18 protein-coding genes are annotated in these 23,755 nt (G+C 73.5%); 8 read left to right on the top strand and 10 right to left on the bottom strand.

Features of this window, described 5'->3' with window-relative positions:
* Positions 1 to 3 precede the first annotated feature (3 nt).
* The gene (locus O3438_RS29800) at positions 4 to 2,862 is read right to left on the bottom strand and encodes a helix-turn-helix transcriptional regulator (protein WP_269682887.1); all 2,859 of its coding nucleotides are present in this window, start codon (positions 2,860 to 2,862) and stop codon (positions 4 to 6) included.
* 177 nt (positions 2,863 to 3,039) lie between these two features.
* Between O3438_RS29800 and O3438_RS29795 the strand changes: the two genes are divergently transcribed.
* The 5 genes from O3438_RS29795 (at position 3,040) to serS (ending at position 8,417) form a co-directional block, all read left to right on the top strand.
* A complete protein-coding gene (locus O3438_RS29795) occupies positions 3,040 to 3,552 on the top strand; it encodes a hypothetical protein (RefSeq protein ID WP_442929674.1) in 513 nt (170 codons plus the stop codon).
* The gene (locus O3438_RS29790) at positions 3,549 to 4,697 is read left to right on the top strand and encodes an alcohol dehydrogenase catalytic domain-containing protein (protein ID WP_269682885.1); all 1,149 of its coding nucleotides are present in this window, start codon (positions 3,549 to 3,551) and stop codon (positions 4,695 to 4,697) included. The genes O3438_RS29795 and O3438_RS29790 overlap by 4 nt, the downstream gene beginning before the upstream one ends.
* A 50-nt stretch (positions 4,698 to 4,747) precedes the next feature.
* Complete coding sequence (locus tag O3438_RS29785) at positions 4,748 to 5,929, top strand: saccharopine dehydrogenase family protein (protein ID WP_269682884.1); 1,182 nt, start codon at positions 4,748 to 4,750, stop codon at positions 5,927 to 5,929.
* 25 nt (positions 5,930 to 5,954) lie between these two features.
* Positions 5,955 to 7,037, top strand: coding sequence for a DNA polymerase III subunit beta family protein (locus O3438_RS29780; RefSeq protein ID WP_269682883.1), 1,083 nt, complete (start codon positions 5,955 to 5,957; stop codon positions 7,035 to 7,037).
* Positions 7,038 to 7,133: 96 nt separating this feature from the next.
* Positions 7,134 to 8,417, top strand: coding sequence for a serine--tRNA ligase (gene serS / locus O3438_RS29775; protein ID WP_269683797.1), 1,284 nt, complete (start codon positions 7,134 to 7,136; stop codon positions 8,415 to 8,417).
* A 97-nt stretch (positions 8,418 to 8,514) separates the two neighbouring features.
* Here the strand turns inward: serS and O3438_RS29770 are convergent, their stop codons facing one another.
* The 5 genes from O3438_RS29770 to O3438_RS29750 form a co-directional block, all read right to left on the bottom strand.
* On the bottom strand, positions 8,515 to 11,658 hold the full coding sequence (locus O3438_RS29770) for a discoidin domain-containing protein (RefSeq protein ID WP_269682882.1): 3,144 nt from the start codon (positions 11,656 to 11,658) through the stop codon (positions 8,515 to 8,517).
* A gap of 112 nt (positions 11,659 to 11,770) precedes the next feature.
* Positions 11,771 to 12,661 carry a cytochrome c biogenesis CcdA family protein gene (locus tag O3438_RS29765; protein ID WP_269682881.1) on the bottom strand — a complete coding sequence of 297 codons (891 nt, stop codon included), beginning with the start codon at positions 12,659 to 12,661 and terminating at the stop codon, positions 11,771 to 11,773.
* The gene (locus O3438_RS29760) at positions 12,658 to 13,320 is read right to left on the bottom strand and encodes a TlpA family protein disulfide reductase (RefSeq protein WP_269682880.1); all 663 of its coding nucleotides are present in this window, start codon (positions 13,318 to 13,320) and stop codon (positions 12,658 to 12,660) included. The genes O3438_RS29765 and O3438_RS29760 overlap by 4 nt, the downstream gene beginning before the upstream one ends.
* 50 nt (positions 13,321 to 13,370) lie before the next feature.
* Entirely contained in the window at positions 13,371 to 14,834 is a 1,464-nt protein-coding gene (locus O3438_RS29755) for an NADH-quinone oxidoreductase subunit NuoF family protein (protein ID WP_269682879.1), read from the bottom strand.
* Complete coding sequence (locus O3438_RS29750; RefSeq protein ID WP_269682878.1) at positions 14,834 to 16,465, bottom strand: ferric reductase-like transmembrane domain-containing protein; 1,632 nt, start codon at positions 16,463 to 16,465, stop codon at positions 14,834 to 14,836. The genes O3438_RS29755 and O3438_RS29750 overlap by 1 nt, the downstream gene beginning before the upstream one ends.
* 271 nt (positions 16,466 to 16,736) lie before the next feature.
* On the opposite strand from O3438_RS29750, the gene O3438_RS29745 reads away from it, so the two are divergent.
* On the top strand, positions 16,737 to 18,176 hold the full coding sequence (locus O3438_RS29745; RefSeq protein WP_269682877.1) for an alpha-amylase: 1,440 nt from the start codon (positions 16,737 to 16,739) through the stop codon (positions 18,174 to 18,176).
* A 73-nt stretch (positions 18,177 to 18,249) separates the two neighbouring features.
* Positions 18,250 to 19,158, top strand: coding sequence for a L,D-transpeptidase (locus tag O3438_RS29740; protein WP_269682876.1), 909 nt, complete (start codon positions 18,250 to 18,252; stop codon positions 19,156 to 19,158).
* Positions 19,159 to 19,174: 16 nt separating this feature from the next.
* Here the strand turns inward: O3438_RS29740 and O3438_RS29735 are convergent, their stop codons facing one another.
* From O3438_RS29735 to O3438_RS29720, 4 genes are read right to left on the bottom strand one after another with little or no spacing between them, the layout of a single operon-like run.
* Positions 19,175 to 19,807 (bottom strand): response regulator transcription factor, encoded by a 633-nt coding sequence (locus O3438_RS29735; RefSeq protein ID WP_269682875.1) that lies wholly within the window; start codon positions 19,805 to 19,807, stop codon positions 19,175 to 19,177.
* Complete coding sequence (locus tag O3438_RS29730; RefSeq protein WP_269682874.1) at positions 19,804 to 20,934, bottom strand: sensor histidine kinase; 1,131 nt, start codon at positions 20,932 to 20,934, stop codon at positions 19,804 to 19,806. The genes O3438_RS29735 and O3438_RS29730 overlap by 4 nt, the downstream gene beginning before the upstream one ends.
* Before the next feature lie 26 nt (positions 20,935 to 20,960).
* Positions 20,961 to 21,761: an ABC transporter permease gene (locus O3438_RS29725; protein WP_269682873.1), complete on the bottom strand. Its 801-nt coding sequence runs from the start codon at positions 21,759 to 21,761 to the stop codon at positions 20,961 to 20,963.
* A gap of 1 nt (position 21,762) precedes the next feature.
* Positions 21,763 to 22,662 carry an ABC transporter ATP-binding protein gene (locus O3438_RS29720; RefSeq protein WP_269682872.1) on the bottom strand — a complete coding sequence of 300 codons (900 nt, stop codon included), beginning with the start codon at positions 22,660 to 22,662 and terminating at the stop codon, positions 21,763 to 21,765.
* A gap of 179 nt (positions 22,663 to 22,841) precedes the next feature.
* Between O3438_RS29720 and O3438_RS29715 the strand changes: the two genes are divergently transcribed.
* Complete coding sequence (locus O3438_RS29715; RefSeq protein WP_269682871.1) at positions 22,842 to 23,696, top strand: alpha/beta hydrolase; 855 nt, start codon at positions 22,842 to 22,844, stop codon at positions 23,694 to 23,696.
* Positions 23,697 to 23,755 lie beyond the last annotated feature (59 nt).

Below are 23,755 nucleotides of genomic sequence, written 5' to 3'. Positions count from 1 at the left end.
CGCTCAGATCAGCCGCAGCTCGCGCGCCCGCCGGACCGCTTCACGCCGGCGGGTCGCGTCGAGTTTGCGGTAGATGTTGCGGACGTGGGTCTTCACCGTATTGACGGAGAGCGACAGTTCGCTGGCGATCTCCACGTTGGACAGGATGCTCTGTAGATAGCGCAGGATGGTCAGCTCACGCTCGGTGAGCGGCTCGTCGAGAACGCCCCGGGGGGCCGCGCTCGGCCGGGCAATGCTCGTGTTGGCCCCCCGGACCAGGTCGCTGACCAGCGTGAAGTGCGCGGTGCCCGCGTCCAGGTGGGCGGCGAGCAGGTCCCGTACGGGTGGTGCGGCGCGGGTGAAGACCCGCCGGCAGCCCTGGGGGCCGGCGAGGTCCAGCACCTGTTCCAGGATCCGGCCGGCCCGACGCCCGTCCCCGGCCCGCTCGGCGAGCACCGCGTCCAGCAGCCCCGCGTCCAGGCGTACCGGAAGGGGCCAGGCCGTGGCCGTCGGCGACTGCCAATCCGGCAGGGCCCGCCCGGCGTCGGCGGTGTCGCCGGCCAGCAGTTCCACCTTCGCCACCGTCACCGCCAGCACCGGATCGGTCCCGTCGTCGGTGTTTCCGGCCAGCAGGTCACGGGCGGCGTCGAGGTCGCCCCTATCGGCGCGTAGTTCGGCCTCGGCGGCCCGCAGGAGGCTGGTCAGTTCGGTGGCGGAGGGACGGTCGGCCAGTGCCGCACCGGCCCGGACGAGCAGCCGCTGGCCGGCCGCCGGGTCGCCGGCGTCGCGGTGCAACTGCGCCCGGCAGAGGGCCGCCACCGCCGCCGCCACCGGTTCGCCGGGAGCGGCGGCGAGCCAGTCCTCACCGGTACCGGCCTCGGCGCCCCACCCGTCCGCGACCCCGAACGCCGGGCCGGCGAGGGCGAGGTTCGCAGCTGCCTCCTCCGGCTGGTCACGCAGCAGCGCCACCAGGGCCAACGCCAGGTACGCGTAGGCGCAGTCGAGCCGACCCGACCAACCCCGGCAGGGCGGCATGCCCAGCGCGTCCCGGGCCGCCTGCTCGGCCGCCCGCAACTCACCGCGGACCGCGAGCAGCAGTGCGGCACGGCTGGCACCGACCAACTCGGTACGCGGCCGACCGGCCTCCCGGGCCGCCGCCCGGGCCCGGACGAAACGGGCGGCCGGCAACGCGCCGTCAGCCAACTCGACCAGCCCCAGGGCGGTGCCGGTGAACGCCCTCAGGTCCGCGTCGTCGGCCGCGGCGCCCCCACCAGTGGTGGGAGCGGAGCTGGACGGTGCGGTCGGCGCGGAGTCCGGCAGCCGGGTCGGTGTGGCGCCCTCTGGGCGGGTTCGCAGCAGTCGGGCGGCGGCGGCGCGCACCTCCGTCTGGTCGTCGGCGAGTCGGGCCACGCTCACCTCCAACGCGGTGACCAACCGCAGGAACCGGTCGCGTCGGGGCACGGGAAGGCCCGCGGCGTGTTCGGCCGCCACGCCCAGGTGGGCACTCGCGGCGGGCAGGTCACCGGCGCACACGCGCTCGGCGGCACAGGCCAACGCCACCTCCGGGTCGGCGCGCACCACCTCCGCCGGTGGGGCCACGGGGGCCGGGGCGTGCACCGGTTCGCGGTCGTAGCGGGTCAGCTCCGGCCAGTGGGCGACGAACAGGTCGCCGGCCAGGTCCCACCGGCCGGCGGCCAACGCGTGCCGCAGGCCGTCGGTCGGCCGTCCGTCGCCCGCGTACCAGTCGGCGGCCCGGGCGTGCAGCCCGCGCAGCTCGTCTGCGGGCAACCGGGCCAGGTCGGCGCGGAGCAGGTCGGCGAGCAGGGGCTCGCACCGGTACCAGGCTGGGCGGGTGTCCTCCCGGTGCAGCAGACCACCGGCCCCGGCCAGGTCGGCGAGCGCCTGCCCGGCGTCGGCGCGCCCGGTCAGCGCCTCGGCCAGGTCGGCGCACACCGTGTCGACGACTGCGGTACGACGCAGCAGGTCCTCCTCGGCCCTGTCGAGCGTCGCGAGCACCTCCTCGTGCAGGTAACCGGCGATCTCCGGTTGGTCACCGCCGAACTGTCCCGCCCAGCGCTCCGGGTCGGCCTGACCGCGTACCGCAAGGGCCGCGATGCGCAGTGCGGCCGGCCACCCGCCGGTCCGCTCCCGCAGGCGGTGCACGGCAGCCGCCGGCAGCGCGGCGCCGTGCGCGGTGAGCAGGTCGGCAACCTCGTCGTCGGTGAACGCCAACTCGTCCGGACCGATCTCGGTCAGCTCGCCGGCGAGGCGGAGCCGGTGCAGCGGCAGGTGCAGCCCGGCCCGCGCGCCGATCACCAGACGCAACCGCTGCTCGGCGTGGCGCAGCAGGAACTCCAACCCGGTCAACGCGGCCGGGTCGGCGACCCGGTGCAGGTCGTCCAGGATCAGCAGCACCGGCCGGTCCGCGGCGGCGAGCGACGCGGCCAGCGCCTCCAGGTGCTCGGGGCGCGGCGACCGTTCCGGCACCCGCCCACTCTCCGTCGAGCCGGTGGCCGCCCGCAGCGCCGCCGCGAGGTACGACCAGAGGCGGTCACCGTCGTCGCCGACCTCCACGGACACCCACGCCGGAACCGGGCCGGACTCGGGCGGGGCCGCCAGTTCGCCGGAGTCGGGCACGACAGCACCCGGCTCGACCTCGGCCGGGGCACCACCCAGCCGTACCCAGGACGCGAGCAACGTGGTCTTACCCCAGCCGGCCGGAGCAGCGATCCGGGTGACCGGCCCCGCGCTGCCCTCGTCCAACCGGCGCAGCAGTCGGGGTCGGGCCACCACCGGTTCCGGCGGCACCGCCGGAGTCAGCCGGGACGCCAGCAGCGGCGGCCCCGCTGTCGACTCGACCCGCACGCGATCCTGTTCCGACACCCAGCCCCACCCCCACCGCACGTTCCGCCCCCGGTCGGCGAGCGGTTACCCGGCGGAAGGCGGTTCACCCCTTCCGGGCGAGCCCGCTTCACCCGACCGGGACCGAGGATCGGGGGACGTGGCAGCCGCCCTGGTGGCGGCGACCGCGGTGTACGGACGGAGAGGCGGGTGGGACCGATGGGACGGCTGGCGCGGGCGGGACCCGCCCTCGGCAGCGGTGCGCTGGCCCGGGCGGTGCGCCTGCTGCGCGTACCCCGGTGGGTGGGTGGGCCGGGCGCGGGCGGCGCTGCGACCACGCGGGGTTGGCCGGGCGCGGACGGCCATGCCGTCGCGCGGGGCCGGACCGGCGCGGACGGCGACCCTGGCGCGTCGGCCCGGTGGGAGGTGGTGACTGTCGACCGACCGCCCGAGCAGGTGCTTCCGGACGGGCGCTGGCCCGAGCCACTGCACCGGCTGGGTGGCGCGATCGAGGTACGGGTACGGCCGGCGCCCGGCGACCGGGGCACGGAGCTGGCCGCCCGGCCACTCGCCGGCGGACCACCGCCCGTCGGGTTGGCCGCGCACCTGGTCGGCGACGACCCGGCACTGCTGGTGCGCCGGACGTTACGCCAGGTCAAGCAGCGCGTGGAGGCCGGTGAGGTGCTGCGCGCGGACCGGTCCGCGCTGGACCGCACCGAGGTGCGCGGGTGAGGGCCCTGTGCTGGGTGGCGGCCGACGAGGTGGCGGTACGCGAGGTGCCCGACCCGGAGCTGCGCAACGAGCGGGACGTCATCGTCCGGGTTCGGCGCAGCGCCACCTGCGGCGGTGACCTGCCGCTGCTGGCCGGCCGGGACCCGTTGCTGCGGGCCGGTGACGTGCTCGGGGCCGAGTTCCTGGGTGAGGTGGTCGAGGTCGGGCCCGCGGTCCGCCGGCACCGCACCGGCGACCGGGTGGTCGTCGGCGCCAGCGTCGCCTGCGGGGGCTGCTGGTACTGCCGGCAGGGCCTGCACTCCTGCTGCGACAACGGCAGCGCCGAGCTGGCGAGCGCGGACCCCGACTGCTGGCGCTCCGACGCCGGCTGCTTCGGCCGGCCCCGGGCGGCGGGCGGGTTCGCCGGCGGTCACGCCGAGTACGTGCGGGTGCCGTACGCCGACGTGGGCGCGTTCGGAGTGCCGGACGGGGTCGACGACGACCGGGCGGTGTTCGCCGCCGACGCGGCACCGACCGGGTGGCTGGCGGCGGAGTTGGGGGCGGTACGTGCCGGCGACGTGGTGGCGATCTGGGGCGCCGGGGCGGTGGGCCAGCTGACCGCCCGGGCGGCGGTGCTGCGCGGCGCCGCCCGGGTGCTGGTGGTCGACCGCCACGAGGAGCGGTTGCGGATGGCCGAGCGGCACTGCGGCGCGGAGCCGCTGGACTACCGTCGCACCGACGTCGCGGCGGAGCTGCGCGACCGCAGCGGTGGACGTGGCCCGGACGTGTGCGTGGTGGCGGTCGGCACGCCGCCGGCCCGATCGCTGATCGACCGGTTCGGTGGCCACACCGCCGACCGGCCGGACGCGCTGCGGGAGGCCGTGCACGCCTGCCGCAAGGGCGGTGTGGTGGTGGTGCTCGGCGCGACCGACGGCTTCGTCGACGCGTTCCCGCTGGGCACGGTGACCGACCGGCGGCTCACGCTGCACGGGGTACGTCGCCCGGACCTACGTGACGTGCCGATGCTGCTGGACCGGATGGCCCGCGACGATCTGCGTACCGAGCATCTGGCCACCCACCGGCTCCCGTTGGAGCAGGCCGCCCACGGGTACGCGTTGTTCCGGGACCGGGCCGACGGTTGTGTACGGGCCGTGTTCACGCCCTGACGGCCTCGTCGTGATCTGCCATCGGGGGCCACGAATGGCAGACTCCGGGGATGACTGGGGAGCGGACGTACGACGTGGTGCTGTTCGGGGCGACCGGGTTCACCGGCGGTCTGACCGCTGAGTACCTGGCCCGGCACGCGCCGGCCGGGCTGCGCTGGGCGCTGGCCGGGCGCAACCAGCAGCGTCTCGCCGCTGTCCGGGACCGGCTCGCCGCGATCGACCCGACACTGGCCGAGCTGCCGTTACTGACCGCCGACGTGACCGACGCGGACTCGCTGCGCGCGGTGGCGGAGAGCACCCGGGTGGTGGCCAGCACGGTCGGCCCGTACATCCATCACGGGGAGCCGCTGGTCGGGGCCTGCGCCCGGGCCGGCACCGACTACCTGGACATCACCGGCGAGCCGGAGTTCGTCGACCTGATGTACGTGCGCCACCACGACGAGGCGACCCGCACCGGGGCCCGGCTGGTGCACGCCTGCGGGTTCGACTCGATCCCGCACGACCTGGGGGCCTGGTTCACCGTCAAACACCTGCCCGCCGACGTGCCGATCAGCGTGGACGGTTACGTGCGCGCCGGTGGTCGGTTCTCCGCCGGCACGTACCATTCCGCGCTCACCGCGTTCTCCCGCACGGCGCAGGCCAGCCGGGCTGCCCGGGACCGCCGTGCGGTCGAGCCGCGCCCCACCGACCGCCGGGTCCGGGCGGTACCCGGCCGGCTGGCCCGCTCCGCCGAGCTGGGCATCTGGACCGTCCCGCTGCCGACCATCGACCCGCAGGTCGTCCGCCGAACGGCCGCGGCCCGTCCGGAGTACGGCCCGGACTTCCGTTACCGGCACTTCGCGGCGGTGAAGCGGCTGCCCACCGTGCTGGCCGGCGCGGCCGGGCTCGGCGCGCTGATCGGGCTGGTGAAGCTGCCGCCCAGTCGACGGTGGCTGCTCGGTCGACTCGCCTCCGGGCAGGGGCCGACCGCCCAGCAGCGGGCCGCGTCCTGGTTCCGGGTGCGGTTCGTCGGCACCGGAGGTGGGCAGCGGGTGGTCACCGAGGTGGCCGGCGGCGACCCGGGCTACGACGAGACGGCGAAGATGCTCGGTGAGTCGGCGCTCTGCCTGGCGCTCGACGACCTGCCGCCGACCGCCGGTCAGGTCACCCCCGTCGCCGCGATGGGTGACGCGCTGCTCGACCGGCTCGTCCGGGCCGGGCTCACCTTCCGGGTGTTGGACCGCTCGGCTTGACCCTCGACCGGGTCGAGGGGGCAGGATGCCCAGCGTGAGCGACCTGCACAGCATCGGTGAGCTGGCCCGGGCCAGTGGCCTGACCGTCAGCGCCCTGCGCTTCTACGACTCGGCCGGAGTGCTGGAACCGGCCCTGGTCGACCCGGTGACCGGCTACCGCTGGTACACCGACGAGCAGATCGCGCCAGCCCGCCTGGTGGCCGGGCTGCGCCGGATCGGCATGCCGGTGCCGGAGATCGCCGCCGCGGTACGCGCCGAGCCGGCCGCCGTGCACCTGTTGCTCGACGCGCACCTGCGTCGGCTGGTCGACGGGCTCGCCGACGCCCGCCGTGAGGTGACCCGGCTCCGGACGCTCGTCGAGCCGGCCCCGGAGACCAGCACGACTGTGCTCCTCTCCCCCGCCGACCTGGCCGCCGCGCTCGACGCGGTGCGCTTCGCCGTCGGCGCCGACCCGGAGCTGCCGATGCTCTCCGGCGTGCTGCTCGACGTGGAGTCCGACGGCGTGCGGCTGGTCGCCACCGACCGGTACCGGCTCGCGCTGGCCCGGGCCCGGGCCGACGTCGACGGTCCCCCGGTGCGGGTGTTCGCACCCGTCGACCTCGTCGACCGAATCCGGGCGCTGCTCACCGCCGCCGACGCCCGGCCGGTGCGGCTGACCGTGGCGGGCACGGCCCTGCGGGTGCTGGTGGCCGGGCGGACCCTGACCGGCAGCGCCCTGCCGTACGACTTCCCGGACTACCGCAGGCTGGTCCGCAAGGCCGTCGGCGAGCGGCCCACCGCCCGTCGCATCCCGGTGGACGTGGCGGCGCTGCGCGCCGCGCTGGCCGACCCGGCGGCGCCCACTGTCGCCCGCGACCACGACGGCACGCCCCGGGCGGTCACCGTGCTGGGTGTGGACGACACCGGCGACCTGCGGCTGCTCCCGGACACCGAGCTGACCTCGGAGGCGCTGCTGGTCGGGGTGGACGGCGGCTACCTGCTGGACGCGTTGAACGCGGCTGGCGGGCCGCAACTGGTGCTGGAGTTGGACGGGCCGATCGGCCCGCTGGCCGTACGCCGTCCGGACGACGCGGACACCTACTCGGTGCTGATGCCGATCCGGCTGTAGACCAGCTGTCATCACTCCCCGTCCCGGGCCGAGGGGGTCGCGACGGTAGCATCTGGTGGTTCACCTGTGACCCCGGACGGAGGCGTACGGAGCAGCATGCTCGACATGGAGTTGATCCGGAAGGATCGCGAGGCGGTAGCGACCGCGTTGGCGAAGCGACTGGATCCCGCCGAGGTCACCCGATCCCTGGACGAGATCCAGCGGCTCGACCAGGAACGACGCGCGCTGATCACGGAGATCGACGCCGAGCGGCAGCGCCGTAAGGCGGAGGCCCGGGCGTACGCGCTGGCGTTGCGTGCCGGCGAGGAGCCGCAGGTCGTCGCGCCCGACGCCGAGCGTCGACAGCTCGCCGACCTGGAGTCCCAGCTGGACGAGGTGCAGGCCCGGCTGCGCGACGCGATGAGCGAGCTGCCCAACCTGCCCAGCGACGACGTCGTGGCCGGCGGCAAGGAAGCCAACCGGGTCGTGAAGACCTTCGGCGAGCCGCCGGTGATCGAGAAGGTCCGCGACCACGTGGAGCTGAGCCGGGCGCTGGGCCTGGTCGACTACGAGCGCGGAGTCAAGCTCGGTGGGTCCGGTTTCTGGATCTACACCGGCATCGGCGCCCGGCTGGAGTGGGCGCTGCTCAACTACTTCGTCGACCAGCACATCAGGGCCGGCTACGAGTTCCTGCTCCCGCCGCACCTGTTGCTGGACTCGGCCGGCTTCGCCGCCGGGCAGTTCCCCAAGTTCTACGACGACGTCTACCACCTCGACCCGGCGTCCGCCCCGCGCGGGCAGTTCCTGCTGCCGACGTCGGAGACGGCGATCCTCGGCGCGTACCAGGACGAGATCCTGGAGACGCCGAAGCTGCCGTTGAAGGCGTTCGCGTACACCCCCTGCTACCGGCGGGAGTCGGCCGGCTCGCACTCGGACGAGCGCGGCACCGTGCGCGGGCACCAGTTCAACAAGGTGGAGATCTTCCAGTTCACTCTCCCGGAGCAGGCCGACGCCGCTCTGGAGGAGATGCTCGCCCACGCGGAGAGCCTGGTCGAGGGGTTGGGCCTGCACTACCAGCGCACCCTGCTCTCGGCCGGTGACGCCAGCGCCTCGATGAAGAAGACCCTCGACATCGAGGTGTGGATGCCGAGCACCGGCAAGTACAAGGAGGTGTCGTCGGTCTCCTGGGCCGGCGACTACCAGGCGCGTCGGGCCGCCATCCGCTATCGCGAGCCGGGCGGCAAGCAGACCCGTTTCGTGCACACGCTCAACGGCTCGGCGTTGGCCACCAGCCGGCTCTTCCCGGCCATCCTGGAGCAGTACCAGCAGGCCGACGGCAGTGTCCTGGTCCCGAAGGTCCTCCAGGAGCGCCTGGGCACCGACCGTCTGACCCCCCGCTGACCGACCCGTTCGACGGCGGCGGGCCCGGTGCTGACGCACCAGGCCCGCCGCCGTCTGTTCGCGCCACGGGTGTCAGTCCGCGGTCAGTCCCGACGGTTCAGGCACCGAACACCTCCACGGAGGTCAGCCGGGCGTCACCGGGCTGCCAGTCGGCGACCGCGATCGCCACGTACCGCCCGGAGGCCCTGGCCGGGACGGTGGTCTCGGGTTTCGGCTTCGGCACCGAGGCGATCGCCGCGTAGCCGAGTCCGTCGGCCGAGGTGGATACGCTGATCGGTCGCCGACGACCGGGAGTCCAGGTCAGGCGGACCGATGCGAACTCCCGCAGCGATCCGAGGTCGATCACCATTCGGCCGCTCGGGCCGGGTTGCCAGGCGGTCCCCGGGTCGCCGTCGACGGCGGCCGACGGGTCGGTCATGCCGGCCGGGAGCGGTGACGTCGGGTAGGTCGTCCGGGACCGGGCCAGGTCGCTGGTCGGCGTCACCGTCCCACCCGCGAACGCGACGTCCTTGCGGTGTCCGGCGGGAACCGTCACGCGCTGCCGGGCGCCGCCGGCCGCGGACTCCACCTGCACCTTCACGATGTGCCCAGCGGGCGCGGTGATTCGGAGGTGGTGCGAGTCGGTGACGTCGAACCGGGTACCGGCGGGAATCGCCTTCTCCGGCTGCGCGGCGGCGACGGTGAACCGGGGCGGCTCGACGCGTGCGGTGGCGGCGGCAAGGTCGACCTGGTAGCTGGTGGTGTCCGAACCGGTGACCTGGCTTCCGCGGTACAGCCGCAGCGTGGCGCGCTGCGACAGCGTGACGGTCGCCGTCGTGACGTCGCCGTCGGACAGGTTGAACAGGCTCAGGTATCCGTCCGCGTCACTCACCCGCAACGCCTCCGGACCGCCGCTGGGCAGGGTTCGCGACGCGGCGGCGGCCAGGGCAGACCTGCTCGCGCCCGCGTACCCCTCGATGATCAGCCGGGTGCTGCCGGTGGCCGGTCCGCTGGACAGGGTGACGGTGGTGGCGGTCACGGTGATCGGGTTCTGGGCGTTGTGGACCACCAGGCCCGCTCGTCCGTCGACGTCCAGCCAGGAGCCGGCGATGGTCGGGCTGTCCGGCACGACCGCCGCGTCGCTCCAGTCGGTGCCGTCGAGCGAGGTCTGGATGACGTAGCGGGTGCCGTACGCGGCCTCCCAGTCCAGGCGTACGCCGCTGATGTCGACGGCCTCGCCGAGGTCGACGGCGAGCCAACTGTCCGCGCGGGCGCGTTCCTCACGGGCGACCGCCCAGCGGGTGGAGGGGTTGCCGTCGGTCGCGCGGGCCGCCGGGTAGGCGGGGTCGGCGGACGAGGCAGTGGTGGGCCGGCCGGTGGCGCGGTCGACCCCGCTGGCATCGAGCACGGCGAAGGCGAACAGCGAGTAGCCGTACTGGGTGGCGGCGGAACGGCCGAGCATCCGTACGTGCCTGGCCGCACGCGGCGCGAAGCTGATCTGGTCGGTCCCGCCGTCGCCGATGCCCGACTGTCCGGCCAGGGTGACGGACCCCTGTTCGCCGGTGAAGGTGCGGGTGCCGGTGAGCCCGGGTACGCCGGGCATGTTCAGGTTGAACAGTGTGAACACGCCCTCGTCGGCGCCGGTGCCGGTGGTGGCGTACACGACAGTGCCGGTGGGCAGCGTGACGAATCCGGCGGTGCCGCCGGCGACGCGCAGAACGGTCGCCGTGGCGTCGACACCGTCCCGGGCCACTGTGTACGCGGCGGAGGCGCGGCCGAGGACCGGCGCGGACTGCCTCGGCAGCAGCGAGGCCGCCCGGGTGTCGAACAACCAGTTGTCGTGGGCGGGGGCCCACTGGAACGACACGAATCCGGTCTTGCTGACCGCCGCGGCGAAGGCGGCCGGGGTTTGGTGGGCGGTCAGCCCGGCCTGCTCCCCGAAGTCCCGGGTGCCCGCCGCCGCCGTGAAGAACGTGGTGCTGGCGACCGGCTGGACCACGCCGCCGTGGGCCGCCCGCCAGGCATGGAAGAGGTAACTGATGGCGATCTCGGCCCGGGCTTCGGGCTCGTACTTCGGCTCGCCGCTGAACTTGGTGAGCCGATTCTCCGGCGGGTAGTTCAGGTAAGGCATGAGCCGCTCGGCGAGGTCCGCCTCGGCCCGGGCGGCGTGCCGGTCGCCCTGGACCTGCGCGAGGAAGGCGAGCGGCAGGACGTCCCGGCCGTACAGGTGGTAGCGGTCCGCGACCATCGGCATGAAGGGCTCGCCGGCATCGCTGGCCAGCAGCCGCATGGTCCGCCACAGTTGGTCGCCGTTGGGCTGCCGGGAAAGCGCCTCGGGGAGCGGTTGTCCGGCGGTCAGGAAGTGCGCCGCGGTACGACCCGCGGTGCGCCACAGTTCTTCCTGGTAGTGCGGGCCGAAGGAGCCGTGGTTCTCCACGAGGAACGTGTCGTGGATGTTGTGGGCGGTGTTCCAGTCGGCGACCGCCCGCCCGTCGACGAGGGCGGGGTTGGCCCGGTCGGCCGCCGGTAGTCCACTTGCGTTGAGCGTCCACATCGAGAACCGCTCGCGCCACGCCACGGCGGCGGGGTCGTCCGACGCCCAGGCCAGGCCGGGCGCGATCGCCTGGGCGTAGACGCCCATCTCCTCGAGCTTGGTGTCACCGATCCAGCCACCGGTGCGGCCGTTCGGCGTCCAACTGCCGCTCAGCGGGTCGTTACCGGTGCCGAGGGAATGGGCGTACGCGGCCTGCCCGCGGGCGATGCGGTCGACGTTGGTGCGGGTCACCTCGTCCAGGTCGGACCAGAGCAGTCGGGCGGCCAGGACGAAGTACAGCTCGAAGGTGCTGTCCCAGAACAGCTGTCGGCCCCACTCGGTGCCGCCGGTGAGTCGGTTGGTGGCCGCGAACCGGCGGATGGTGGCGATGGTACGGGCGTGCAGCGTGTCCCGGTCGACACCGGCTGCCGCCGGGTCGTACCCGGGCGAGGTGAGCAGGACCGCGTTACCGAGGACGACAGCGAACCTGAAGTCCGCGAGGCGGTACGCGTTGATCGCCGGATCCCACTGCTCCTCGGCCCATCGGGTGTGGGCGAGCAGCAGCGCGTGGTACGTCTTGGCAACCGGGCCGGTGGCCGCGGTCGGTGACGTGGTGGCGGCCGGCGCGGCCTGTGCGGCGGCGGGTCGAGCGATGGCGAGTCCGGCGCCGACGGCGCTGCCCAGGATGAGGAGCCGCCGCCTGCTCAACTCGAATTCGGATATACGCATGGTGGTCCTTCGGTGTGACAACGTTGTCAGACAGACTCCGACGATCTTTTCCCGATGTCAAGACCATCATCGCCACCCCGGGCCGCCGCGCCCCGGGCAGTTGATCATGGGGTTAACGACCCTGTCCCGGGCGCGTCGGGACGACAACGTCATGATCAACGGAGGCTGGGGTGGGGCGGTGGGCGCGCTTGAGCAGGAGCGCGGTTACGAGGAGCAGGGCCAGGGCGGCCAGCAGCAGCACCGGGCCGGCCCGATCCACAGTGTCGGCCAGGGCTCGCTGGACCTGGGCGGCCGCTCGGATGATCGGGTCGTGCAGGGCGTCGCGGCGTCCGGCGGCCAGCCGTAGCTCGTACCAGCCGTACCAGGCGACGTAACCCCCGGCCACCAGCAGCATCAGACCGCTGAGGCGGGGAACCAGCGCGCCGGCGACGCGCAGTCGGGCCACCAGCCCGTCGCGCAGCAGCGCCACACCGAGCGCGGCGACCGCGACCACCAGACCCATCCCGAGCGCGTACGCCCCGAACAGCGCCAGCCCACGCCCGGTCGAGCCGGCCTGGAGGCTGGTCACCACGATCGCCAGGAACGGGGCGATCGCGCAGCCGAGCGACGCCAACGCGTACGCCGCGCCGAACAGGACCATCGACGGCCAGGAACGGGTCAGCCGGGGCGCTCGCGCCGACCAGCCGGGGCTGGGCAGTCGCCGTCCGGCGAGCAGCCAACAACCGACCAGCGCCAGCAGCACACCGAGCGTCACCGTCAGCCACGGCAGGCGGGGCCGCAGCCAGCCGGCCAGCGGCGCGAGCGCCAGGCCGAACGCGCCGAAGACCACCACGTACCCCACTGTCAGCCCGGCCGCCGCGGTGAGCGCGCGGCCGACCGCGCCGCGGGTGTCCGACGCTCCGGCCACCAACAGCGAGAGGTACGCGGGCAGCAACGCGAAGCCGCACGGGTTGACCGCGCCGAGCATGCCGGCGGTCAGCGCGAGCAGCAGCGCGGCGGTCACGCCCCGGCCAGGGCGGCGACGCGGGCGCTGAGCGCCTCACCGTCCAGGAATCCCCGGTGGACCACGGCGCCGGTCCGGTCGATGATCACGAAGATGCTCTGTTCGGTGACCTTGAACCGCTTCCAGAGCGCGCCCTTGCGGTCGTCGACCTGGGTCGTCCCGGCCAGCTCGAACTCGGTGACGAAGTCCTTCATGGCCCGCTGCTCGCCCAGCCCGGCGACGCCGACGATCGGCACCGTGTCCCGGTACTTCGGCGCGATCTCGGCCACCGTCCACGCCTGACTGGCGCAGGTGGCGCACCACGGTGCCCAGAACCACAGCACCACCGGCTTGCCGGCGAACCGCGCCGCGTCGAACGCGGCGCCGGTGAGGGTGGTCCCGGTGAAGCGTAGGACGTCCGGGACCTGCGCCGGAGCGGCGGGTGGTCCGCCGCTCGGCGTGGCCAGCGTCGCGGTCGGCGTGCCTGGTGTGGCCGGCGAACCGGCCGAGGCCGGAGGCGAGCCGGCGGCGGCGGGCCCACCCGGCGCGGTGCCGGTACAGGCGGCGACGCCGAACAGCGCCGTGACGAGCGCGCCGGCGGTGACGGCGCGGCGCAGCTGCCCGGCCCCTGCCCGGCGACGCACACGCCCGACCGTTCCCCACGCCATGCCGATCCGCATCCGCTTCTCCGTTCTCGTCCGCAAGGGACCTTCCGGTGCCGGCGGCTGCCCTACTCGGCCTTGGCCAGGCGCAGAGCCAGCTCCGGACACACCTTGACCGCCTTCAGCGCGCCCTCCCGCAACCAGGTCGGCACGGGGGTGGCCGGGAAGGCCGGGAATCCGTTCGCGTCCAGCCGGATGAAGTCCGGTACGACGTGCGCGCACAGGCCATGCCCGTCACAGCGCGACCAGTCCAGGGTGAGCTTCTGCGGGTTCGCGTCCGGCGCGCCCGGCAGCCCCATCACGCCCTTGACCCGTCGGCCACAGCCGTCGCCGGTGCTGTGCAGCCGCAGATCCTCGGCGAAGACCTCGATCGCGGAGAGCGCGAAGCGGGCGGTGCCGTCCGGGTGGCTGCACGCGCCCCGGCCCCTCACCTCGCCCGCGGCGGCCCGCACCACGTCCGCCGGTTGGCTGCCGGCCACTGCCAGGTCCACCGCGCGGGCGAGGTCCGGCAGGCCCATCTTGCAGGGTCCGCACTGACCGGCGGACTCCCCGGCCAGGTAACGCACCACCTGCGCGGCCTCACCGAGCGGGCAGGTGTCGACCCCGACCGGGACGATGATGCCCGCGCCGAGGGTGCCGCCGACCGCGGCCAGACCCTTGCGGGACACCTCGGCCTTCTCCGCCGCCTCCGGGGTGATCCACTTGCCGTGGTAGCCGCCCATCAGGATGCCCTGCACGTCCGGGACCTCGCACAGGTCGAGGACGTCACGCAGCGGCATCCCGGCGGTGCACTCCACCACGGCCGGTCGGCCGGCCGCGCCGGTCACGGTGAGCAGCACGGTGCCCGGCTCGTCGTCGGTGCCGAGCGCCGCGTACTCGTACGGGCCCAGTCGGGCGCCGACAGCGAGTTGGGCGTAGGTCTCGGCGTTGGACAGCAGGGTGGGCAGGCCGCTGACCCCGGAGTCGCTGGAGCGCTTCTTGGTGCCGGGCGGGATGTGCGGCAGCCCGTTGATTCCGTTGACGAGCGCACCGCCCTCACCGGAGATGAACCGGTGCGGCACCGTGACGATCGTCGTCATCACCGGCATCCGGCGCTCTTCGAGGGCCTCCATCAGCGAGTCCTTGCCGACCCCGTCGTCGGCCACGCCGATGACGATCTCGTCGGCGTCCAGCGCGTACGCGGCCAGCGCCGCGCCGTCCAGGATCAGGTGCGGTGCGCGGGTCAGCAGCACCTTGTCCTTCCAACTGGCCGGCTCACCCTCGGTGGCATTGACCACCACGACGGCGGCGAGGTCCTGCCGTTCGCAGGACTCCAGCACCGCGCGCATCTTGCGGGCGAACGGGAAGCCGGCACCGCCCTTGCCCTTGAGCTGCATGCCTTCGGCGAGCCGGAGCAGTTGCGCCGGCTCCATCGGCCCGATCGGCCCGTGCACCTCCTCGTGCGCCGCCAGGTCGAGTCGTCCGTACTCGGCGAAGCCCGCGGTGAGCCGCGGCTCGCCCACACAGGCGACCGGTGGCACAGCCGTCCGCATCACTTGGCCTCACCCCGCAGTCCCGCCCAGTACGCCCCGTCCACCGCGTCGGCGCTGGCCTTGCGGCGCTTGGCCGAGCGGCCCTCGCCGGCGGCGCGCTTGGCGCGGCGCGAGGCCAGGTCGACAAGGGTCGGCGTGTCGTCGACCGGTGGTGCCTCGTCCGGCACGTACCGGGCCGGCGGACGCCAGTAGTCCGGCTCCTCCGGCAGGTCGTCCTCCGCGCTGTGCCGGCCGCTGCCGCTGCGCGGCGTCGCCGAGATCGGGCTGCTGGAGATCGGTTCGGCGGAGACCGGGCCGGCGGAGATCGGCTCGGCGGCCTGCCACCGGCGCGGGCTGTCCCACGGCTCCTCGGGCTCGGCCGTCGGCAGCGGCGGGGCCGAGTACCTGCTGTCCTCGTCCTCGCGGCGGGAGCGGCGGCTGGGCCGCTCGGCGTCCGACTCCTCGGCGCGGCGCCGGCCGGTCGGAACCTCCTCGTCCCGGGTACGCGAGCCGCGCCGCCGGGCCACCGGCTCCAACTCCTCCTCGTCGCGTCGGCGGGTGGCGGTCTCCTCCACGGTGCGGCGGGTCGACCGGCGGGTGGTGGGCTCCGCCTCGTCGCGCCGGCTGCGGGACGACCGTTCGGTGTCGCGGCGGGCGGCCGGTTCCTCTTCGCGTCGACGTCGGCTGGGCCGGGTGGGCTCCACGAGGGAGCCGGGCTCGGGCACCACCGGGACGGTGAACCGTTCGGGGTCACGCCGCGCCGCCGGCGCGGCCCAGGTGGCGGTGGTGGTGTCCGCCCAGGCGGGACGCTTGTCGGCGGGCTTGCTGCGGCGCCCCAACCCGGCGAGCAGCGTTCGGGCGGTCTTCGCCTCCTCGGCCCGCCCGGCCATCACCGCGTTGCGCACCGCCGCCTGGTGCTGTTCGCGGCTGCGCCGACCGATGTTGACCGAGAGCCGCACGAGCAGGGCCAGCACCACCAGCAGGATGCAGCCCAGGTAGCTGAACATCACCCAGGGCGCCGCGGCCCGACCGGCGTTGAGGCCGTGCAGCACGGCGAAGGGCCAGGCCAGGTACGCGACGGAGTGCAGGGCGCGCCACAGCCACTTCGGACCGACGTCGGCGAAGCGGGCCCGGATGATTCCGGTCCAGATCACGCTGACCATGAGCAGCGCGGCCACCGTGCCGAGGCCGACGTAGAGCCCTCGGCCACCGACGAACGGCACCATCGCGTCGGTCGCCGCCGCCCGACCTGTGGCGATCTTGGTGAGAACGTGGAATCCGAGCCCGGCCACGCCGAGCACGCCGGTGGCGCGGTGCGCGGACTGCATCAGCACCCGGTGCGGGATGCGCAGCACCAGCCGGTCGGTGGCGAGCAGACCGAGCATCACGGTCAGGCTCAACGCCACCAGGGAGATCACCCCGGCGAAGAACTCGGTGAAGAAGAAGCCGTACGCGTACGCCTTCTGTCCGGCGCCGGTCAGCATGATCGCCGCCCAGAGCGCGGCGAGCGCCGACGCGATCAGCATGCCGACCGCCGGCCGCGAGGGGGTTCGCACCCCCCGACTGCTGGCGCTGGTCCGGACGGTCGCCGCCTTCTTGTCCTGCTGTGCCCGGGCCATCTGCTCCTCGATCGTCTCGCGGCGGCGTACCACCGGCCGACCCCTGCTCCCCCATCCAGTACGGACTGACGGGGCGCGCGGATCACCCGCTGCGGAAAATTTCTGGGTCGGGATCGAACCGAGTGGTGCCGCCGTGCGTTGCGGCCCTCCATCGACCGACCATGAACAGCGACGATCATCCATGCATAGACAGCGCCCGCAACAGGCTTGTAACCTTTCAGCAAATTTCAGTGATACCTGCAAGATTCGAGCAGGCCGGCTTCCTCGCCCCACCACCCCCACCCCGCGCTCGTCAGGAGTCCCGATGCACCGACGTCGACGCCTCTCGGCGGTCCTCGCCCTCGGCCTGGTCGCCACACTGCTGTCCCCCGCCACCGCACCCCCGGCCGCCGCCGCCCCCTCCGGCGCCAAGAAGGTCATCGTCCAGCTCTTCGAGTGGAACTGGCCCTCGGTGGCCGCGGAGTGTCAGAGCACCCTCGGCCCGAAGGGCTACGGCTTCGTCCAGGTGTCGCCCCCGCAGGAACACGTGCGGGGCAACCAGTGGTGGCTGGCGTACCAGCCGGTCAGCTACCGGATCGAGTCCCGCAAGGGCACCCGGGCCCAGTTCCAGGCCATGGTGAACACCTGCCACGCGGCCGGGGTCAAGGTGATCGTCGACGCGGTGGTCAACCACATGTCCGGTCAGGCCAACGGGGGCACGGGCTGGGCCGGATCGTCCTACTCGCACTACGACTACCCGGGCATCTACCAGACCCAGGACTTCCACCACTGTGGGCGCAACAACGGCGACGACATCGTCAACTACAACGACCGGTGGGAGGTGCAGAACTGCGAGTTGGTCAACCTCTCGGACCTGAAGACCGAGTCCGACTACGTCCGTACGAAGATCGCCTCGTACCTCAACGACCTGCTCTCGCTCGGTGTGGACGGCTTCCGGCTGGACGCCAGCAAGCACATGCCGGCCGCCGACATCGCCGCGATCAGGGGCAAGCTCTCCCACTCGGCGTACGTGGTGCAGGAGGTCATCTACGGCGCGGGCGAGCCCATCCAGCCGACCGAGTACACCGGCAACGGCGATGTGCACGAGTTCCGCTACGGCAAGGACCTGGCCCGGGTGTTCCGTTCGGAGCGCCTGGCCTACCTGCGCAACTTCGGCGAGGGGTGGGGGCACCTGCCCACCGGCTCGGCTTCGGTGTTCGTCGACAACCACGACACCCAGCGCGACGCGGGCGGGGTGCTGACCTACTCCGACCGGGGCATCTACGCGCTGGCGAACGCGTTCATGCTGGCCTGGCCGTACGGGTCGCCGACGGTGATGTCCAGCTACACCTTCAGCAGCCGGGACGCCGGCCCGCCCTCGGACGGGAACAACAAGACACTCAACACCGCCTGCTACTCCGGCTGGGAGTGTGAACACCGCTGGCCGGTGATCGCCAACATGGTGGGCTTCCGCAATGCCACCGAGGGCGCCGGCGTGGCCAACTGGTACGACAACGGCAACAACCACATCGCGTTCAGCCGCAGCGGCAAGGGCTTCGTCACCATCAACGACGAGGATTCCGCCGTCAACGGTCGGTCCTACTTCTCGGGGCTGCCCGCCGGGCGGTACTGCGACGTCATCCACGGCACGTACGCCGGCGGCACGTGCAGCGGACCGGTGATCACGGTGGACGGCAACGGCTGGTTCGCGGCGAACGTACCGGCACACGACGCGGTAGCCATCCACCTCGGCGCCCGCCTCTGACCACCCCCCTGTCATCGATATTTGTGCAGGAAGGACCCCTTCTCGGCAGGCCTTTGTCCGATACAGTCGTTTGGTGTCGTTTGACGGAAAGAATCCGTACCGTCGTCGTGGCGTCTGGGTGACCGCCGCCATCGCCGTCCCCGTGCTGCTGGTGACAGCGCTGCTGGTCGGGCAGGCCCTCACTCCCGACCCGGCGGCCCCCGAACGGGTCGTCGCGAAAGCCGACCCGACGCCGAGCAGTGTGGAGCAGAACGCGGAGGAGTCGATCCCACCGGCCGCGCCCGCCCCGGCGGGGTTGCCGGTGGTCGACTACGACCCAGCCCCCGGTGGGTTCCCCGCCGATCCGGCCACCATGGACACCACGCCGCTGACCGAGGGCGCGCACCCGACGAGGAGGATCGCCGCCTACGACGCCCCCGGCGGTCGTCCGCGAGCCTTCCTCGAACCGACGATCCGGGGCGTCGAGCTGACCATGCCGATCTCCGACCGGCATGCCGGCTGGACCGCAGTCCTGCTGCCCTCGGCCAATCGGCGACTCGCCTGGCTGCCCCCCGGCGGCTTCGACACCGTGCCGCTGCGCGACCAGATCGTCGTGGAACGCAAGGTGCACCGGCTCACCTGGTACCGGGCCGGCAAGGCGGTGCGCTCCTGGGAGGTCAGCCTCGGCCAGTCCGGGCAGGACACCCCACTCGGGCGGACCTTCATCCTGGGCCGCACCCCACCGCCGGAGTCGGTCTACGGCGGTGTGGACATCTACGCGCTCGGGTCGGTGCCCGACGACCCGGAGTCGGTGCCGGCCGGGCTGCGCGGCGCGCACATCGGGGTACACACCTGGCACAACGACGACGAGTTGGGCGAGAACGTCACCAACGGCTGCATCCGGTTGACCCGCTCCGGTCAACGCGAGCTGCTCGCCGAGGTCCGCCCCGGCAGCAGCGTGGTGGTGGTCGACCAGTTGCCCGCGCCACCGCCGACCGCCTGAGCGCCGGCACCGTCGTTCAATCGCCGAGCAGCCAACCGTTCTGCTCGGCGACCCGGATCGCGTCGGCGCGGTTACGCGCGCCGGTCTTACCGATCGCCGCCGAGAGATGGTTGCGTACCGTCCCCTCCGACAGGTGCAGCGCCCCGGCCAGGTCGGCGACCGTGCCACCGCCCCGGGCCGTCCGCAGCACCTCGGTCTCCCGTTCGGTCAGCGGGCTGACCCCGGTGGCGAGGGTCTCCGCCGCCAGCGTCGGGTCGACGACCCGCAGGCCGGCGTGCACCCGGCGGACCGCGTCGGCGAGTTGTCGGGCCGGGGTGTCCTTGACCACGAAGCCGCTCGCGCCGGCCTCCATCGCCCGACGCAGGTAGCCGGGCCGGCCGAAGGTGGTCACCACCAGCACCCGGCAGGTCGGGATCGCGGCCCGCAACGCGGTGGTGGCCGCGATCCCGTCCAGGCCGGGCATCTCCACGTCCAGCAGGGCCACGTCGGGGATGCTGCGCAGGGCTTCGGGCACCACCTCGTCGCCCCGCCCGACCTCGGCCACCACCGTCAGGTCCGGCTCCAACGAGAGCAGCGCTGCCAACGCGCCCCGGACCAGCGCCTGGTCGTCGGCCAGCAGCAACCGGATCGGCGCCGACCCGCCGCTCACCGGGCCTCCCCCGGCGCGTGCACCCGCAGCAGGAAGCCGTCGCCGCCCGGTCGGCGGCCGACGGTCACCGCCGCGTCCAGCCGTCCCGCCCGTTCCCGCAGACCGACGAGACCGGAGCCGGTGGCGTCGGGAGTGGACGGGCCACGCCCGTCGTCACTCACCTCGACCCGGTTCGCGTACACCCGGACCGTGCAGCACCGCGCCCCGCTGTGCCGGACCACGTTCGTCACCCCTTCCCGTACCGCCCAACCGAACAACCGGTCCCACTCCTTAGGCAGCTCGGGCACCTCGGCCGGCAGATCCGCCGCGATGCCCGCCGCGGCCAGCGCGGAGCGGGCGCCGGCCAGCTCCGCGGCGAGAGTGACATCGCGGTACGCCCCGGCGGTCTGCCGCACGTCCGCGAGCGCCGCCCGGGCCAGCGCCTCCACCTCGGCGATCTCGACGGCGGCCCGGTCGGTGTCCATCTCGATCAGTCGGCCGGCCAGCTCTGCCTTGATCGCCACCACCGTCAGCGAGTGCCCGAGGATGTCGTGCAGGTCGCGGGCGGCGCGAGCTCGTTCCTCGGCGATGGCGAGCCGGGCGATCTCCTGTTGGGCGGCCTGGAGCTGGCTGTTGCGCTGGGCCAACTGGGCCACCCCGAACATGGCGAACGAGGCGAGCAGCACCGCGAAGACGATGCCGCTCTCCGCATCCCATCCGGGCACCAGCCACGAGGCCAGCGCGGGGGTCACGGCGCAGACCACCACCACCGCCAACGCCTCCCACGGCGGCAACAGGAACACCGCCGCCGCCGCCACGTAGACCAGGGTGGCCAGCCAGTCCCCGGCGGTGCCCGGCATGCTGGCCAGGCCCACCGCGAGCAGCAGCGCCAACCCGACCCGCGCCCGACCCGCCGGGATCGGCCGCAGGGCCTGCCGCAGCCCTCGGGCCCACTGGAACAGCAGCACGTAACCGACGCTGAAGGCGACCAGCGCCGCCACGCCGAGGATCCGCCGCCACAGCTCCGGCTGGTGCAGCGCCGTGGCGAGCGGCACGTTGAGGAAGAACAACCACACGGCGGCCAACAGCCAGCCGGTGAACCGCCAGTGGCGGCTCACCGGCCGGGGCTGCCCGGTCGCGACGTTCATCGGGTTCACGCTATCCGTCGCTGTGGTCAGACCCGCGCGGTGTCCCGACGGAACAGCCGGGTCGCGCCGACGCCGAAGACCAGCGCCCAGACCACCAGGTTGGCCACCGCCGCCATGCTCACCCCGTCGCCGGTCAGCGGGGCGCGGGCCAGCACCCCCACGCCGTACACCGGGGTGAACGTGGCGACGTGCTGGAGCACCTCCGGCAGCACCTCGACCGGCACGAACAGCCCGCCGAACATGGCCAGCACGGCCAGGATCGGGCCGATGAACTGCATGACGTTCTCGGCCGGCGCCAGGTAGCCGACGAACAGGCCGAACGCGGCGAAGACCAGCGAGCCGATCCAGGCGGCGAGCCCGGACAGCAACCAGACGTACGCCGGGACCCGGACGCCCGCCGCCGCACCCACCAGGAACTCGACGACGACGGCGAGCAGGCCGAGGGCCATCGCGGTGGCCAGCTTGGTGGCCACGTACGCGCTCGGGCGCAGCGGGGTGAGCCGCAGCTGACGGCTCCAGCCCAGCGCCCGCTCGGTGGCCACCGCGCCACCGGCGCTGGTGGTCGCCACCATTGCCGCGTACACGGCGAGGCTGATCATGATGTACGCCGTCACCGGGCGACCGTTGTCCAGCTTCTGCCCGCCCTGCGGCAGACCGAAGATGAGGAAGAAGACCCCCGGCATGATCAGCGTGAACGCGAGGGTACGGCGGTTACGCAGCACCCGGCGCAACTCGATGCGCAGGACGCCCGGGGAGAACCCGCCCAGGGCGGGCAGCCGACGGTCCGGCTCGGCGGTGCGGTTCGGGGTGGCCAACACTGTGGTCATCTCAGGCTCCGGTCTGCGCGGTGGTCAGGGCGAGGAAGGCGTCCTCGAGGTTGCGGGAGGTGATCTCCACGTCCCGGGCGGCGGTCCGGGTGAGCAGGTGCCGGGCGACGGCGTCCGAGTCTCCGGTGCGCACCAGCACACTGTCGCCGCGTACCTCCACGGCGTCCACGTCGGGCAGCGCGGCGAGCGCGGCCTGGTCGGCGCCGGGCAGGGTCGCCCGCACCGTCCGACCGGCGGCCAGGTTCTTGATCTCCGCGGTGGTGCCGTCGGCGACGACGCGCCCCTGCCGGACCAGCACGATCCGGTCGGCGTACGCGTCCGCCTCGTCCAGGTAGTGGGTGGCGAAGATGACGGTCCGTCCGGCCCGGGCGTCGCGGCGCAGCGCCTGCCAGAACTCCCGGCGGCCCTCGACGTCCATACCGGTGGTCGGCTCGTCGAGCACCATCAGGTCCGGGTCGGGCAGCAGGGCCAACGCGAAGCGCAGCCGCTGCTGCTGGCCGCCGGAGCAGCGCCCCACCACCCGCCCCGCGATGTCGGCGATGCCGGCCCGCTCCAGCACCTCGGCAGCCGGACGGGTGTGCCGGTAGAAGTGGGCGGTCATCTCCACCGTCTCGCCCACGGTGAGGTCCTTGAGCAACCCTCCGGTCTGGAGGACAGCGGCGACCCGACCCTGGGCCACCGCGTCGTCCGGGGTGCCCCCGAGGAGGCGGACGGTGCCCGCGTCCGGGCGGGCCAACCCGAGCAGCATGTCGATGGTCGTGGTCTTGCCCGCGCCGTTCGGGCCGAGGAAGGCCACCACCTCGCCGGGCTGAACCCGCAGGCTCAACCCGTCGACAGCGGTGACCGCGCCGAAGGACTTGGTGAGGCCGTCCAACTCGACAGCCGGATGCGTACTGGTCATGTCAGTCATGCTCCGGCGGCGCGTACCCCGATGCCTGGAGCGACCGTCACGTCCCGGCCGTGACATTTGTCAGGGGCCGCCCAGCGCGGCCCGGCGCGGAGTCGACACGCCGGTGCAGGCATTCCGGGCACGACAGCGGGTAACCGCCGGGCCGGACACCGCCACACCGGGAGGACGCGATGGGTGCCACGCCGCAGGGCCAGGTCGACACGGTCGTGCTCATTCACGGGCTCTGGATGACGTCGCGCAGCTGGGAGGGGTGGGTCGAGCGGTACACCACGCGCGGCATGCACGTCATCGCCCCCGCCTGGCCCGGGATGGACCGGTCCGTGGAGCAGCTGCGCGACGACCCCGGCCCGATCGCCGAGCAGAGCATGGCCACCATCGTCGCGCACTACGACAAGATCATCCGGGCGCTGCCCCGGCCGCCGATCATCATGGGCCACTCCTTCGGCGGTCTGTTCGCCCAGGTCCTCGCCGACCGGGGTCTCGGCGCGGCGGTGGTGGGGGTGCACCCGGCGGCGGTGAAGGGTGTGCTCAAGGTGCCGCTGAGCCAGCTGCGCTCCGGCTTCCCGATCCTCCGCAGCCCCGCCAACCGGGGCAAGGCCGTCCCGTTCACCCCGGACGACTTCGCCTACACCTTCGGCAACGCCATGAGCCGCGAGGACTCCGACCGGGCCTGGCAGCGCTACGCCGTCCCCGGTGCCGGCCGGGTGTTCTTCGAAGGCGCCTTCGCCAACGTCGACCCCCGCTCGCCAGCCCGGGTCGACGTCGGCCGCAACGACCGGCCTCCGCTGCTGCTGATGGCCGGCGACAACGACCACGTGGTGCCGGCGTCGGTGGTTCGCGCCAACGCGGGGCTCTACCAGAAGTCCCGGGCCCTGACCGCGTACCAGGAGTTTCCCGGCCGAACACACTTCACGGTCGGGCAGGACGGCTGGGAGAAGGTCGCCGACTACGCGTTGGACTGGGCGCTGCGCGCGGCAGCCCTACCCCGGGAGGCGACCATCGCCAGCGAAACGCCCCGCCGCTGAGCAGCCGAGCCCTCAGCCCCGCCCCGACATGATCATGTGATGAGAAATAGCTGCCAGAG

The organism is Micromonospora sp. WMMC250 (assembly GCF_027460215.1).
Lineage (GTDB): Bacteria > Actinomycetota > Actinomycetes > Mycobacteriales > Micromonosporaceae > Micromonospora > Micromonospora taraxaci.
This window is presented reverse-complemented; position numbering and strand designations above follow the sequence as displayed.